This window comes from Pseudoalteromonas sp. BSi20480 (assembly GCF_000241365.1).
In the GTDB taxonomy this organism is placed as follows: domain Bacteria; phylum Pseudomonadota; class Gammaproteobacteria; order Enterobacterales; family Alteromonadaceae; genus Pseudoalteromonas; species Pseudoalteromonas marina.
Map to the genome: position 1 here is coordinate 1 of NZ_BADX01000136.1, position 15,178 is coordinate 15,178.

Here is a 15,178-nt window from a genome sequence, read left to right on the forward strand (position 1 = left end):
AGTAGGTGATAGCTGTGACTGCTTATCAAATTTTGAATCAGATACTCCTGACCGCAATCCTTCTTATTTTAAAATAAATAATCAAAATTATCTGGTATATGGTTTCCCATTATCACCGCATTTGTCAATCACTGACATTGGACACGCCTCCAATATTAATATTCGGATAAAAGATACTGAAGAAAAGCAGGTGTTTATTTTAAATTTAGGAAATGAAAGATTAACTCTTGAGTGCATTTTTCTGAACAAAATCGAGGACGGTGAAAAGTGCTATTCATCGAAAAACCAATGGATTAATGATTCACTTTTATCTCGTAAAGATGCATGTAAATTTCGAATTGTTTTCAATAACTCCTATTACTTAATGATCTTGCGACCTTTTTGCTCACGTGGATTGGCTGGTGAATGCGTTATGATAAAAACATTCTTAAAAGAAGCAACAGTATTGAGTGTTTTTGATTTCCATAATGATGAGAAAATTTTTCTTGGGGAAATGTTATTCGGTATTGTTCATTCAGATCAAACGTATCTATTTGAGAAAGGGCAAAGGGTAATAACATCACTAATTCAATCACAAAATAATTTTGAATTTATTACAAAAAGTGAGAATTATTATGTCACTGATGATAAACCCGAAAGTTTTGAGTTGAGATTATCTGAATTTGTAGTCATGAGACATTTGTTGCTTTCACCTGCTGAAGTAATTGAAGCAAGAGAGAAATTAGAGCGTGAAGATGCAAAAAAATTACATTGAGAATTGGTCAAATGAACAATAAGCATAGAGCAATAATAACCTCAGTCGATCATCTCAATGAAAATTTTGAAGTCAAAGTAAATAGGTGCCCAACTGCATTTGAAGATGATTCAGATAGCAGTGTATTATTTTCACTGCCAAAAGATAAATTCAGTGACTATTTTGAAGTCGGTGATTTGATTGAATTCAAAAGCCTGGGTAGTTCCAGCCTAGAAATTGCCAATTTAAGCTGTAAGGTGCTTAGGCCAGCTAAGCTTAAACGCGAGCTAAACTCAATATTGAGGCGGTTAGATGATGATCATCATCCGTTAAAACGATGCATTTTATTAAGCGAGCATAGCCTTGTTTTATTGTCTATAAACAAGAACCCTGAAGAGTTAACGCTATTAAAGAGCCAACAAAAAATTTAGAGTAATCATGAAAAATTTTGAAGATGAAGTTGTTAAAGTGATCTCTAAACTTACTTGTGATGGTTGTGGCGAACAAGCAACTCAAGATGACTACGAATTTCATGAGTTTATAAGTATTGATCATAAATGTGGCTATGGAAGTATTCACGGTGATGGCAATCAAATCAGTATTGATCTCTGCCAGAAGTGCTTTGCTGATATGTGCGGTGATAGTTTAACTGTTATTGAGCCTAATGAAGAAAAGCATGATAGTTGTTCACGAATTGATGTAAAAGATATTTTGTCAGCAAACAAAATAAGTAATCAGGAAGAGTTAACGTCTGCGTTAAAGCGGCTTGATAAACTGTGGGATGCTCAACACCTTTCAGAATCTGGAGGTGAGTTTCATCAACTAGTTGACTTGATTACTGCTTTTGAAGGGAAAAGCTGGGATTCATATTTTGGAACAGTTTATGCTGCATCAGATGATTTTATGTCGGAGCGTGCAATTACTGTTGGTAAATCTTAACAATGTGGTGTTAACAGTAGTAGGTATTAACGATTTATATTCTGCTTACATAGCCTTAAAAAGATTAACTATCTAGTGACTTAATGATCCCACATGCTTCAATAGTATTGTTTGAGCCACAAGCACTTGCCACCTGTTGTAACTCTGCTTTAAGCGCTCTTAATTCTTTCATACGCTTATTCACTAATGCGAGTTGCTGATCAATTAATGCATTAACGCTAGAGCAGCTTTCTTCTGGCTTATTTTTTAACTCTAATAGGCGTTTAGTATCATTGAGTGATATATCAAGGCTTCGGCAGTGCTTTACGAATTCCAACTGTTTAAGTGCTTTACTATCATACAACCTAAAATTCCCTTCAGAGCGCTCAGGATCTGAAAGCAATCCTTCCCTCTCATAATATCGAATGGTCTGTACCGAACAGCCAGAGGATTTCGATAACTCACCTATTTCCATAATATTTCCCAATAAACTTGACTCTATGGTTACTATAGGTTTTATAGTTAAAGCATACAAGTTAATCGGAGATAAAAAATGAGCGGTTGTGGATGTGAAGTTGAACTAAAAGATAACCAGCAAAAAACGGTGCTTTATTGGCTTTTGGCTATCAATGCCACGATGTTTGTTTTTGAAATTTGTTTTGGTTGGTTATCAGAATCAACGGCATTAATTGCAGATTCGTTAGATATGCTAGCGGATGCAATAGTCTATGCAATTGCGCTATACGCGGTGGGAAAGTCAATCCAACATAAGGCTAATGCTGCCTTAGTGAGTGGGTATTTCCAACTGGGATTAGGTATGTTAATCCTGTTGGATATTACTAGAAGGCTATATGGTGAAAGTGAGCCTCAATCTTGGTTTATGATTGGCGTAGGCATGGTTGCGTTAGTCGCAAATGTGATTTGTCTTATCCTTATTCGTAAGCACAGCAATGGTGAGGTGCATATGAGGGCCAGTTGGATATTTTCAGCTAATGATGTGATTGCAAATCTTGGTGTTGTTACCGCTGGAGTACTAGTGATGATGCTTGAACAACGTTGGCCTGACATCGTTATTGGTAGTATCATTTCGATTTTGATTCTTCGAGGTGCTTACCGAATATTAAGTGATGCTAAACAAGAGTTAGCCGCTGCTGAAAAACCATGCGATACACGAAGTGAAGATAAACAATCGACCTCTTGTTGCTCCAAGTAAGGGAAATGCTATGAATAAGAAATATATAGAAAATACTAAGATAGTTAATTTTGAACACTCTGCAATTCAATCATTAATTACTGAGCGTAAATGGCAAGAACTTGATGACTTCAACAAAATTGGTGCAGCCTACCAATTCGTTAAAGATGAAATGATATTTGGCTACAATGAAAGCGATGATATTTCAGCAAGTAGTGTTTTAGCTGATGGTTACGGCCAATGTAATACCAAAGGCAACTTGCTGATGGCCTTGTTGAGAGGGTTAGGCATTCAATGTCGATTTCACGGCTTTACAATTGTTCAGCAATTGCAAAAAGGGGCTATACCCAGCTATGTATTTTGGCTAGCACCTAAATATATTATCCATAGTTGGGTAGAAGTTTATTTTGATGGGCGTTGGATTAACTTAGAGGGCTTTATATTAGATAGCCAATACTTAACCTCACTACAGCAGAAGTTTAACCAAGAAAAAGATGATTTTTGTGGTTATGGAGTCGCAACAAAGTGCTTCTCTTCACCTGATACGGATTGGCGAGGAACAGATACCTATATTCAAAAAGAAGGAATTCATGATGACTTTGGGCTTTATGATTCCCCTGATGAATTCTATAGAGAAAAAGGCACAAATTTATCTGGAATAAAACGATGGTTATATCAACATGTGATCCGTCATTTGATAAATATGAATGTATCAAAAATTAGAAATACAAAAGCACTAGAGGTACAAAATGCACAACCATAGTCACAGTCACCATCATGAAAAAAACGACCGCATTGGATGGGCGTTTTTTCTGAATGTTACATTCACGATCATCGAATTTATTGGTGGGTGGCTTACCAACAGTACAGCTATTATGGCTGATGCAGTGCATGACTTAGGGGATAGTCTATCTATAGGCTTTACTTGGATATTAAGTCGTTTTTCAGAGAAAGAAGCGTCAGATAAGTTTAGTTATGGCTATCGTAGACTTACACTCTTTGGCGCACTGGTAAATGGTATTGTTTTGGTTATTGGCTCAATTTGGGTTTTATTTGAAGCCATACCAAGGCTGTCCAATCCAGAAATGCCAGTGGTCGAGGGGATGTTAGGGCTGGCCATACTCGGTGTTGCAGTAAATGGTTATGCGGTTTTCAAATTAAAAGCGGGTGAAACACTTAATGAAAAAGTGCTGACATGGCACCTTCTTGAAGATGTTCTTGGCTGGGTTGCTGTACTTATTGTCTCAATAGTTTTGATGTTCATAGAACTACCAATATTAGATCCACTTTTGTCGATTGGCTTCACGTTATTCATCTTGTTTAATGTCTTTAGAAACCTGAAATCAACACTCGTCTTGTTTCTACAAGCCGCACCCGATAAAGATACTCAAGATCGTATTAAACAAGCACTAATTGAATTTCCCGAAGTTAACGGTATCCACCATATGCACTTTTGGTCACTAGATGGTGAAAGTCATGTTTTAACAGCGCATCTTGAGCTAAAAGATGACTTTGAAGTTGAGGACTTAATTAGTCTTAAACAAGACGTTGCAGCTAAATTATCTTCCTATCATTTATCGCATACGACGATAGAGTTTGAGTTTCCTCAAGAAACTTGTCGTGATGAGAATGAAAATTAGGTAAATGGCTAGTCGATAAAGCTTTTCTCTGTTATATTGGTTACTCAAGTTTTTATAGGTGTATATTTTGAATCTAAATGTTGTGCTAAAAATGCTCTTAGTCGTTTCGATTGTTTTACAATCGTTAACTGCTGTTGCATCCTCAACATCTGAGAATCACCAAATAGATATAGAACATCTTCAAACTCAACATGATCATGCAGATGACCGAAATGCCTTAAACGATAATACAGATGATGAGCAGCATAATGAAAAAGATTGTCACCACTGCGGTCATTGCAGTGGCAGCCACTTATCTTGGATTTTAGTCAGTAATTCAAATACCACGGGCAAACTAAACATTATCAATAAAACTCCTTATCAAATTGATCAAACAAGTACCTTTCTTGAAGCGATACTTCGTCCGCCTATTTCTTAATTAGATTAATTTTTAATGACCTATTTATCCTTTAATAATGGATAAAGGTTTCGTGTTTATTAATTTTAAAATTAAGAATTTTTATGTATATATATTTAAAAAATGTAGGTTTAGTCCTGTCTTTATGTATGGCTGTGAGTTTTTCAGTTGCCACTTATGCCAAAGAGAAAAACATTTCATGGCTAGATAGTCAAATAAATAAAGATCCCGAAGTTGTTGCGGCTAAAGAGTTACTTAATGCAAGTAGTCATAGAGCCAAAGGTTTAACTCAAGCCGTTTATAACCCAGAGCTAGAAGCTAGTTATGAAAAAGAAGGTGATTTTGATAATTACTCCATTGGTATCAGCCAAACAATTGATTTCTGGGATAAGCAATCAGCAAATAAAAGCATTGGTGAAATTGATGTCTATGTAAACCAGCAACAATTGTTATCTTTACTCGATTCTAAAAAGGCTAACGCTTTAACTGCATTAGTTAATTGGCAAGCAGCAAAAGAAGCTGCTCAGTTACTTTCAGAAAGAGAAGAGCAATTGCAAACGCTCTTTGGCATTGTTGAAGATAAGCGAAAAGCCGGACTTTTAGAGCCACTTGACGCTGAATTGGTCTATTTAAACTTGTCCCAAATTTTCAGTGAAATATCTGAGTCGCAAATAGCATTGAAAAATGCAGAGGTAAAGGTTCAGGAGTTATTGCCTGATTGGACGCCTAATACTACAAATTTGTTTTCATTTACTTTTGGGGCAACAAGCTATTCATTTAACTCCCAGTGGGTTGAGGATCATCCAAAAGTTAAACTCGCTAGAGCGCAATGGAAGATAAAACAATCTAAGGCTCAGCTAACCACTATGGAATCTAAAGCTAATCCAACCATTGGCGTTAGCGCAGGGAAAAGTGGAGATGAAGACTTGGTTGGTGTGACTTTATCAATTCCTTTAAACATCAGGAATAACTATTCAGATACGGTTAAAGCCGCTTATTCAGAAGCCATTGCAGCAGAAGCTAACTTTCGATCGGTATATCGAAAGCAGTCTTTTGAAGCAAAAGCTAAATATGAATCGCTTAATATCAGTAAAAAATACTATGAGCAATGGCGAAAACTCACACAAGGCAGATTAGATAGCAGTGCGAATTTATTAAATAAGCGCTGGGAAGCTGGTGACATTAATACGTCTGACTACCTACTTGCATTAAATCAACGCGCGGAAGGGCTTCATGCAGGAATACGTTTGGAAAATCAATTCAAGCTTGCAGAAATATCCTTCGTTTTAAGTATGGGTCAGTTATCAAAATTTGAGATTTGAACGCTTTATTTTTTCAGTAGCGAAAAACGAAATCTTAAATTTATCAAAAATATAGGTTAAAAAATAGAATACAATATTTAGTAAAAATTATTAGCCGTAGTAATTAGCAGCCTGTTAGTTGGGTTTACTACAAATCATGACGCTTTTGCACAGTCGTCAGATGGAACTGGTTCTGTCACAAACGTTTCGAAACAAGAAGAAAAAGAACATCAAGATGAGCATGAACACGAAAAGGGACATGAAGAAGATAAAGGTGACCATGACGAGCACGGCCATGAAGGTGGTAATAGAGAGGGAGAAGAAGAACATGAAGAAGGTATCACTATTGATCCAAAGAAGATGTCGCTTGCTAACATTAAAGTGGAAAGTGTTAAGCCTGAATATCAATTTAGCTCCGTATATGCACCTGGCGAAATAAAAGCTAATGGCTATAAAAGTTATGTGGTATCACCACGTACAGAGTCAGTCATTATCAGTCGCCATGCAGCGCTTGGCGAGTATGTAGAAATAGGTCAGAAGTTAGTTACATTATTTAGTGAAGCAATGGCACAAGCACAAGCTGACTATTTAATCGCTTCAACCGAATGGCAACGTGTAAAAAAGCTGGGTAATAAGACGGTTAGTGAAAGTCGATTATTACAAGCTGAAACAACATACAATGCGAGCTATGGCAAGCTCATTGCTTTAGGGTTAACTGAAAAAGCAATAAATGGTATTTCTAACAAAGACATTAAAGCATTTGGACAATATGCATTAACGGCGCACCGTGAAGGTGTCGTGCTTCAAGACGACTTTATCCAAGGGCAACGTGTTGATGCTGGGGATTCAGTAATGTTGTTAGCAGATGAAAAACAACTATGGGTTGAAGCAAAAGTTTCTCCAAATAAAAAGCTGAATTTATCAATTGACTCTCCTGCGGTACTTAAATTAGAAGGCCAGAGTTACAATGCCAAAGTTATCCAAGAAGCCCATACAATTGACCCTATTACTCGTACTCGAATTATTAGGTTAGGAGTAGATAATTCGGATGATAATCTTCATTCAGGCATGTTTGTAAAAGTTTACTTTCAGTTTGCCACAAAGCAGAAAGTGATGGCTGTGCCAGAAGAAGCATTGATCCGCAGCGCAGATGGTGATTGGACAGTATTTGTCGAAGACCACCCTGGAGAATTTAAAGCTGTAGAAATAGAACTAGGCCGAGCCTTAGGTGGTTTTAGAGAAATCATTGGCCTTGATAGTGGAACGCGAATTGTAACTAAAGGCGCATTTTTTGTTGCGTCTGAAATCGCTAAAGGCGGATTTGATCCGCACAACCACTAGGGAGCAAGACTATGTTTAATAAAATAATAGATTGGTCTGTTAATAATAGACTCCTGATTTTGATTGCGCTGTTTGCCACTATGGTTGGTGCAGTTATGGTGATCCCAAAATTAAATTTGGATGCCTTTCCTGATGTTACTAATGTTCAAGTTGCTGTAAATACTGAAGCGCCAGGACTGGCTGCTGAAGAAGTTGAACAACTCATTACGTACCCCATTGAAGCGGTAATGTATGCCCTACCTGATGTAGAACAAGTGCGCTCAATTTCTAAAACAGGCTTGTCTGGCGTTACGGTTGTTTTCAAAGAAGGCACCGACATTTACTTTGCAAGACAACTCGTATTTGAGCGTCTTCAAGCCGCAAAAGAACTGATACCAGAAGGTGTCGGCACACCCGAAATGGGACCAAACACCTCTGGGCTGGGCCAAGTATTTCAGTATCTTCTTATTTCAGATAAAGGTGCAGGTTATGATGCTATGGCGCTTCGAAGCCTTAACGATTGGATTGTTAAGTTACTCGTTATGCCTGTCGATGGAGTCACTGATGTATTATCTTTTGGTGGTAATGTTAGGCAATACCAAGTCAATGTCGATCCATCTAAGCTCTTAGCATATGAACTAACGCAAGAAGACGTTGTTGGTGCCCTAGATAACAACAATGCGAATGTTGGCGGATGGTACATGAACCGTGGGCAAGAGCAGCTTGTGATTAGAGGCACAGGCTGGTTTGAGAGTGGTGAGGCTGGCATCAGTAATATCAAACAAGTTCCCGTTAAAACAGTAGATGGTACGGTTGTTACGGTTTCAGATATTGCTAAAGTTGAAATGGGCAGTGAAATTCGTCAAGGTGCTGTCACCATGACGCGCAAAACCGAAGACGGTAAAGTCGAAAATTTAGGCGAAGTTGTCTCTGGCATTGTCTTAAAACGCATGGGTTCAAATACTAAAGCCACCATTGATGGTATCAATGCAAGAATTCCATTAATTAATCAAGCATTGCCAAAAGGTGTTCGCTTTGAGCCTTTTTATGATCAGGCTGATTTGATTGAAAAAGCGGTAAATACAGTGGTTGATGCACTATTACTAGCATTTATTTTCATCTGTATTGTATTAGCACTATTTTTAATGAATTTACGTGCAACCTTCTTGGTATTAATATCTATTCCAATTTCAATTGGTATCGCGTTAATGATCATGGCTTGGTGGGGCATTTCTGCAAACCTTATGTCACTGGGTGGCATAGCGGTCGCTATTGGTATGCTTGTAGATGGCTCAGTGGTTATGGTTGAAAATATGTTTAAACATTTAAATAGACCTGACGCGACACATTCGAAATCGGTAAAGGAACGTGTTCCAACTTCTGACGCAGATCCGCACGATGTAGAACACGATGAGCACGGCATTAAATTACGTCTGCAAAATGCAGGTAAAGAAGTGGCTCGTCCGGTATTTTTTGCTGCCTCGATTATTTTAGTCGTATTTGCGCCATTGTTCAGCTTTGAAGGGGTTGAAGCAAAGTTATTCCAACCTATGGCAATAAGCATCATCTTAGCCGTTGTATCTGCGATTGTGGTTGCGTTGTTTATCGTGCCAGCACTGGCAACTTATCTATTTAAATCTGGTGTGAAAGAGAGGGAAAGCTTTGTTCTTAAACCATTAGATAAACTCTACAGAAAAGGGCTTACATTCGCACTAAAACGCACCAAGTTAGTCATTTCAGCCGCACTTATATTAGTTTTCTCTGCCTTTGCATTAGTTCCATTAATTGGTACTGAATTTGTACCTGAGTTAGAAGAAGGGACGATAAACTTAAGAGCAACGCTGGCACCTTCTTCCAGTTTAGATACCGCGCTCACTGTGGCACCAATTCTAGAAGAAAAACTAATGGCTTTTCCTGAAGTAACCTATGCATTAAGCCGAATTGGTCGAGCCGAAATAGGTGGAGATCCAGAGCCTGTGAATAACATAGAAATTTACATAGGGTTGAAGCCTGTTTCTGAGTGGACCAGTGCATCTAATCGATATGAACTTCAAGGGAAAATGGAGAGATCTTTAGAGGAGTTTCCTGGCTTACTACTAAACTTTTCTCAACCTATTGCGACTCGTGTTGATGAGTTACTATCTGGCGTAAAAGCTCAGTTGGCGATAAAGTTATTTGGCCCTGAGTTAGACGTTTTAGCAGCTAAAGGACAAGAGATCGAAGCGGCTATAAAGAGTGTTGATGGTGCAAGAGATGTTGCTCTTGAGCAAATTGCAGGTGAAGCGCAACTTGTCGTAAAACCTAATAGGCAAGAGCTATCGCGCTTTGGACTTTCAGTAGTTGATATAATGGAAGTTGTGCGAGATGGTATTGGAGGGGTTGAAGCTGGACAAATCATCAAAGGCAATGAACGTTATGATATTTACGTGCGTATTGAAGAAGAGTACCGACAAAATAAGGAAGCTATTTCAGATATTCGAATTCAGTCACCAACAGGCGCCTGGGTACGCTTAGGTGATGTTGCAACTGTTTCATTTGAATCAGGTCCTCCTCAAGTAAGGCGCGATGATGTTCAAAGGCGTGTCGTTATTCAAGCAAACGTTCAGAATAGAGATATGGGCAGTGTAGTAGCCGACATCAGAAAAGTTATTGCTGAGAAAGTTGACCTACCTTCAGGCTACTCGGTAGCAATAGGTGGCCAATTCGAAAGCCAGCAGCGTGCTCAAAACAGACTAGCTATCGTAGTACCTCTATCTTTAGCGCTAATTGCATTGTTACTTTACTTTGCTTTTGGCTCTGTTGGTCAAGCTATGCTGATTTTAGTGAATGTGCCACTTGCCGTTATTGGTGGTGTATTTTCTTTGTATCTAACAGATCAGTATTTGTCAGTGCCTAGCTCCGTTGGTTTTATTACGTTATTCGGTGTAGCGGTATTAAATGGTGTTGTAATGGTAGAAAGCATCAACCAACGAATAAAAGATGGTTTAGAGGCTTCCAAGGCAGTTTTTGAAGGAGCAACGTCAAGATTAAGACCTGTACTTATGACAGCAATTACATCTGCATTAGGATTAATCCCAATGCTAATGTCAAATGGTGTAGGTGCTGAAATCCAGCGCCCACTTGCCAGTGTTATTGTAGGTGGCTTGGTAACGGCCACGCTGTTAACACTGTTTGTATTACCTGTTTTATATCGCTGGTTTTCAAGGAAAAAAATTGAGGAGTTGTCTCGTTAACTAAGATAGCCTAACTTAGATTATTCCGTATTAGGTACGTAGCTGATGCGGAATAATTTTATAATGTTAAGTGGTAAGAGATGGGTCATTGTCTTGCAGGAAAAATAGATGGTTTGAATAACTGCTATAGTAAAGAAGCTATTTTATTATTCAGCTCTTTAGCTTGTGCGTGATTTAAATTATTTGCTGACTTATTTTGACCAATAGTTTAAGTGACACTTACAGCCTCGTTAGAGGTTTGTTCGATATCTTTTGTGGTTTTTGCTCCATTATCTTTATGCAAGCGTTCAATACCAAAACGAGAGATATTGACCGAATCACTAGTAAGTACGTTAAGATTTGATTTCGTTACGGTATTTAAAAACGGCAGAACACTACTAGCGAAATTAACATTCGCTATATCTGTATTGATAGTCAATGGGTTCATAATCAACATTACGCATTTCCCCTAGTGTCCAATTAAAGTACCTAGTTTGGGAAATCGCCATTTTCTGTATGAGATAACAACACTTGTGATCAGGGAAGAACAAGCTTTTAATGGGCACTTCAGCTTTAAGCTCATTATTTGTGTATATTAGGTAATAGTAGAGGGCGAACTTCTTCCATATTGTTTTGATTAACCAGCACAGCATGAAAGCTCAGATACATCTTTATTAAAGGTTTGAGCACACAGCTTTAACCCTTCAACCATAGTTAGGTATGGAAACAATTGGTTTGCCAAATCTGTAACGGTCATTCGATTGCTAATAGCTAATGCAGCACTTTGTATTAACTCTCCACCTTCATGCGCTAATATCTGTGCCCCAATAATACGCTCACTTTTACTCTCAGCAACTAACTTAATAAAGCCATCAGTTTCAAAGTTAGCTAATGCCCTTGGCACGTTTTCCATATCCAAAACTCGACTAATAACATCAAGCCCTTTAGATATGGCTTGCTCTTCAGTTAAACCTACAGTTGCAACTTGTGGGTCAGTGAAAATCACAGCAGGCATGGTAGATAAATCAAGTATAGCATCACCACCTGTCATATTTATTCCTGCTCTACTTCCTGCTGCCGCTGCTACATAAACAAATTGAGGCATGTTAGAGCAATCACCTGCTGCATAGATATTCGCTATTGATGTCTCCATGCGTTTATTGACTTTGATCGCTCCATTCATTTCTGTTTCAACACCAATACTGTCCAAGCCAAGTTTACCTGTATTAGCAAAGCGACCTGTGGATATTAGTAATTTTCTGGCTGTTAATGTTCCCTCATTAGTACCTAATGAGAATAGACTTCCATCATGGCTTACATTATTAGCCTGCGTATTATCTAGGATTTTGATACCTTCATTTTCAAAGCACTCTTTAAGCTTTTCACCTAATAGCGGATCTTCTGAATACAATAATGTATGTCGTGCTAATACAGTTACACAGGTCCCTAAACGAGCATAGGCTTGAGCTATTTCTAGCGCAACAACTGAAGAACCGATGACTATTAAGCTTTCGGGTAACTCTTGTTCAAATAGTGCTTCTGTTGATGTCCAGTAAGGGGTATCTTCCAATCCCTTAATTGGCGGAATTGACGGAGTTGAGCCAGTGGCTATCAATATCCGATCGGCAAGTAGTTCTTCATTAGAGCCATCTGATTTTTGGATGGTCAATGTATTTTCGTTTTTAAAACTTGCATAGCCTTTAATCAAAGATAATGCCGAGTTTTTCTTTAGAATACTTTCATATTTAGCTTCGCGTAGCTCTTCAACACGAGACTTTTGTTGATGGGCTAGCAGAGCACGGCTTATTTGAGGATTATTATTCTCAAGCCCATCAAAAGGGTTTCTTCGTTGTTGGTGCGCTAATTGTGCAGCACGAATTAAAATTTTTGATGGAACGCATCCTACGTTGACACAGCAGCCGCCAATAACATCTGATCCTTCAATAATTGTGACTCTAGCACCATTTTCTGCGGCTTTTATCGCACAAGCAAAGGCACCAGAGCCGCTACCAATAATTGCAACATGTAGCTGGTCGCTTTCACTCTTAGAGCAACAACTTGTTGAGCATTGATCCGAAGACATAATAATTCCTTAATTTTTTTACTGCTATTGAAATTCAGTGCCTTTGTTTTGGCTAAATGTATTAACAAGCAGTCTTATGCCAAATCTTACTTGGTAGTTCTTACTTTTGCTGGGTAGCCAATATTTGTAGACGCTAATGCAATCGTTTCAATGCTGGCCTTGTTAGGATCAAATAAAACAGTTGCTGTTTTTGCATCATAATCAACAGTAGCCTTTACAACACCATCCACTTTTTCCATCGCCTTACGTATCGTTATATTGCACGTCTTGCAGGTCATTTTCTCAATCGAGAAAACTTTTGTAGACATTTCTTGAGTAGCTACATTACTGGTAGCTTCTGTGACAGTTGTTGCTACAGCATTGCCAAACATAAATATTGAGCTTAATAGTATTGAAACGTTAACTAGTTTTTTCATTGTTGTGCCTCTTTTTAATATCTGTTTAAAATTAACTGGATTTGTTAAATCGTATTCTCATCAGTCAGTTTTTGTTAATCACTTTTCTATTAAGTAATAATGTAATCTGCGTAATAGGGAAAGCTCATCATCACGATAAGAATTATGCTTACAAGCCAAAATATAATGCGCTGATTCTTCAATACTTTAGGGTTTTCGCAAACTGAACCTTCCTCACATTTTTGAGGAACTATATATAATTTATAAAAAACTACGCCTAAAACAATAAGGGTAATCGCGGTAAAGTACCCGCTATAAGGTTCCATTGCAGTGAGGTTACCTACCCAAGCACCACCCAAGCCAAGTGATAGCAATAACAGAGGTCCAATACAGCATGCAGACGCGCCTAAACCAGCGACAATTGCTAATAGTAAAGAACGATTTGGAGTTGAAGAACTCGACATAATTAAATCTCATATAAGGTTAATATAAGATAGTTTACACTCTGGGGTATGGCACAGAGTCAAGAGCTTAATAAATAATTTTATGAGAAAGGTAGAAGTGTTATTTTTCTAAAAAGCCTTTTTGAGATAATCCATCGATGAAGCCACAGTGACTAGTATCATCAGTATGACAAGATGATATTAAGTCGTCCAATGCTGTTTGAATAGTGAGTAAGCCAGCGATTTTCTGTTGGATTTCATTCCGTTTTTCTTTTGCTAAGCTTTGAACATCACGACAATGTTGATCACCCAAGATTAGCAACTGTTTTATTTCCTCTAATGAAAAGCCAAGTTGCTGAGCACGTTTTATAAATCGAATTCGATCTACACTTGTATCTGGGTAATGACGAAAACCGCCTAGAGGCTTTTCAGGCTCGATTATCAAACCTTTGCGCTGATAATGCCTTATTGTCTCAATATTAACATTAGCAGCTTTTGCGAGTCGGCCAATGGTTAATGGTGGATTGTTTCTAGTCATTTATACTGCCTTTAAATTAGTTTGTATTTATAGTGCAGAATTGAAAAAGGTATTTAGTAGTAAACGTACTATAAACTTTTTTTCATATTACCAAAAGTGGGATTTAGTTTAATAATAGGCAAGTATTTGTGTGCTTGGTCATGTGGAGTAAGGTCGTATCAAAGGGCCAGCTCTTACGATTACGAACGAAAAAGAATGTCCTTTGAATAGATAGTAAATTCGCGTAGCGAATGTGTACAAATAAAATTTACTCGATAAAAAGGCTTTCGAAAAAATTATCTATTTCGCTTGGCCAAAGCCAAGAAATGTTGTCTTATGTTGTCTTATGTTGTTTATGGCTGTGATAGTTATGGACAGTTAATGTCTCTAGTGAAGTCTGACCTCCTTGAAAATCTAAACCTGATATTAGCAATTTTACACTCAAAAGCAGAAGGCTGCCTTCTAAAATTTCTCAACACTGATATGAATAATATTTTGTCTCGCTTTAATGAAAGGGTTAAAAATATAAAAATAAATGAAAATACTGTTGTTGAAATTTTCGGTATTGAACTAACTGATTTCAAAAGGAAAACAAAATAAAATCCTTTTAAATTATACAGATATGTATAATTGCGCCCTGTTTACAACAACATTTTACTCATTTATATTAGCAAAAAAGGCTGAACGGACAGCCTATGCCTACACATATTTAATTTATATTTAAGTATGAACGATGAAGCGGAGCATCCGTAAAAATTTGGTTTTCATAATTAACAAACTGGCGTTAGTAGGCTGTTGTTTGTTTTAATTTATGGATAACTAGATGATTTCAGCTCTTACCTTAAGTCACAAATTGAGACTTCAATCGAAATTTCTCGCTAACTCACTCAATCTACCTCAAGATCATGGAAAGGATTTATTAGCCAGGGCAATATATTGTACTCCTAATTATGATTCTTTAACTGAACTACTCTTTAAAGAGATGTGTGGTGCGAAAATTTTTGGGACAATTCAACATCACTGGTTT

At 37.7% G+C, this 15,178-nt stretch carries 17 protein-coding genes; 11 read left to right on the top strand and 6 right to left on the bottom strand.

Annotated elements, in window-relative coordinates; translation table 11 throughout:
• The 3 genes from P20480_RS19525 to P20480_RS19630 form a co-directional block, all read left to right on the top strand.
• The coding region (locus tag P20480_RS19525; RefSeq protein ID WP_033025667.1) for a hypothetical protein at positions 1-754 on the top strand (754 nt) is incomplete at its 5' end.
• A gap of 11 nt (positions 755-765) precedes the next feature.
• Positions 766-1,164 (top strand): hypothetical protein, encoded by a 399-nt coding sequence (locus P20480_RS05635; protein WP_008131203.1) that lies wholly within the window; start codon positions 766-768, stop codon positions 1,162-1,164.
• 7 nt (positions 1,165-1,171) lie between these two features.
• Entirely contained in the window at positions 1,172-1,672 is a 501-nt protein-coding gene (locus tag P20480_RS19630; protein WP_008131204.1) for a hypothetical protein, read from the top strand.
• Positions 1,673-1,736: 64 nt separating this feature from the next.
• On the opposite strand, the gene cadR is transcribed toward P20480_RS19630, so the two are convergent.
• Positions 1,737-2,126 carry a Cd(II)/Pb(II)-responsive transcriptional regulator gene (cadR, locus tag P20480_RS05630; RefSeq protein ID WP_033025669.1) on the bottom strand — a complete coding sequence of 130 codons (390 nt, stop codon included), beginning with the start codon at positions 2,124-2,126 and terminating at the stop codon, positions 1,737-1,739.
• Positions 2,127-2,204: 78 nt separating this feature from the next.
• On the opposite strand from cadR, the gene P20480_RS05625 reads away from it, so the two are divergent.
• The 7 genes from P20480_RS05625 (at position 2,205) to P20480_RS05600 (ending at position 10,734) form a co-directional block, all read left to right on the top strand.
• Positions 2,205-2,864: a cation diffusion facilitator family transporter gene (locus P20480_RS05625; protein WP_008131206.1), complete on the top strand. Its 660-nt coding sequence runs from the start codon at positions 2,205-2,207 to the stop codon at positions 2,862-2,864.
• Between the two features lie 10 nt (positions 2,865-2,874).
• A complete protein-coding gene (locus P20480_RS05620) occupies positions 2,875-3,606 on the top strand; it encodes a transglutaminase-like domain-containing protein (RefSeq protein WP_008131207.1) in 732 nt (243 codons plus the stop codon).
• Positions 3,593-4,483 (top strand): cation diffusion facilitator family transporter, encoded by an 891-nt coding sequence (locus tag P20480_RS05615; protein WP_008131208.1) that lies wholly within the window; start codon positions 3,593-3,595, stop codon positions 4,481-4,483. The genes P20480_RS05620 and P20480_RS05615 overlap by 14 nt, the downstream gene beginning before the upstream one ends.
• Positions 4,484-4,541: 58 nt before the next feature.
• Complete coding sequence (locus tag P20480_RS05610) at positions 4,542-4,901, top strand: hypothetical protein (RefSeq protein WP_238530309.1); 360 nt, start codon at positions 4,542-4,544, stop codon at positions 4,899-4,901.
• 83 nt (positions 4,902-4,984) lie between these two features.
• Positions 4,985-6,202: a TolC family protein gene (locus P20480_RS05605; RefSeq protein ID WP_008131212.1), complete on the top strand. Its 1,218-nt coding sequence runs from the start codon at positions 4,985-4,987 to the stop codon at positions 6,200-6,202.
• Between the two features lie 102 nt (positions 6,203-6,304).
• Positions 6,305-7,522 carry an efflux RND transporter periplasmic adaptor subunit gene (locus P20480_RS18460; RefSeq protein WP_050547950.1) on the top strand — a complete coding sequence of 406 codons (1,218 nt, stop codon included), beginning with the start codon at positions 6,305-6,307 and terminating at the stop codon, positions 7,520-7,522.
• Between the two features lie 11 nt (positions 7,523-7,533).
• Entirely contained in the window at positions 7,534-10,734 is a 3,201-nt protein-coding gene (locus P20480_RS05600) for an efflux RND transporter permease subunit (protein ID WP_008131216.1), read from the top strand.
• A gap of 208 nt (positions 10,735-10,942) precedes the next feature.
• On the opposite strand, the gene P20480_RS05595 is transcribed toward P20480_RS05600, so the two are convergent.
• From P20480_RS05595 to merR, 5 genes are all read right to left on the bottom strand, one after another.
• Positions 10,943-11,170 carry a hypothetical protein gene (locus tag P20480_RS05595; protein ID WP_008131218.1) on the bottom strand — a complete coding sequence of 76 codons (228 nt, stop codon included), beginning with the start codon at positions 11,168-11,170 and terminating at the stop codon, positions 10,943-10,945.
• Between the two features lie 180 nt (positions 11,171-11,350).
• On the bottom strand, positions 11,351-12,796 hold the full coding sequence (gene merA / locus P20480_RS05590; RefSeq protein ID WP_008131220.1) for a mercury(II) reductase: 1,446 nt from the start codon (positions 12,794-12,796) through the stop codon (positions 11,351-11,353).
• Positions 12,797-12,882: 86 nt separating this feature from the next.
• Positions 12,883-13,212, bottom strand: coding sequence for a heavy-metal-associated domain-containing protein (locus tag P20480_RS18465; protein ID WP_033025674.1), 330 nt, complete (start codon positions 13,210-13,212; stop codon positions 12,883-12,885).
• Positions 13,213-13,301: 89 nt separating this feature from the next.
• Entirely contained in the window at positions 13,302-13,655 is a 354-nt protein-coding gene (locus P20480_RS05585) for a mercuric transporter MerT family protein (protein WP_008131225.1), read from the bottom strand.
• Between the two features lie 100 nt (positions 13,656-13,755).
• Positions 13,756-14,172 (bottom strand): Hg(II)-responsive transcriptional regulator, encoded by a 417-nt coding sequence (gene merR, locus P20480_RS05580; RefSeq protein ID WP_008131228.1) that lies wholly within the window; start codon positions 14,170-14,172, stop codon positions 13,756-13,758.
• Between the two features lie 802 nt (positions 14,173-14,974).
• Here merR and P20480_RS19865 point away from each other — a divergent pair.
• The coding region (locus P20480_RS19865) for a hypothetical protein (protein WP_238530310.1) at positions 14,975-15,178 on the top strand (204 nt) is incomplete at its 3' end.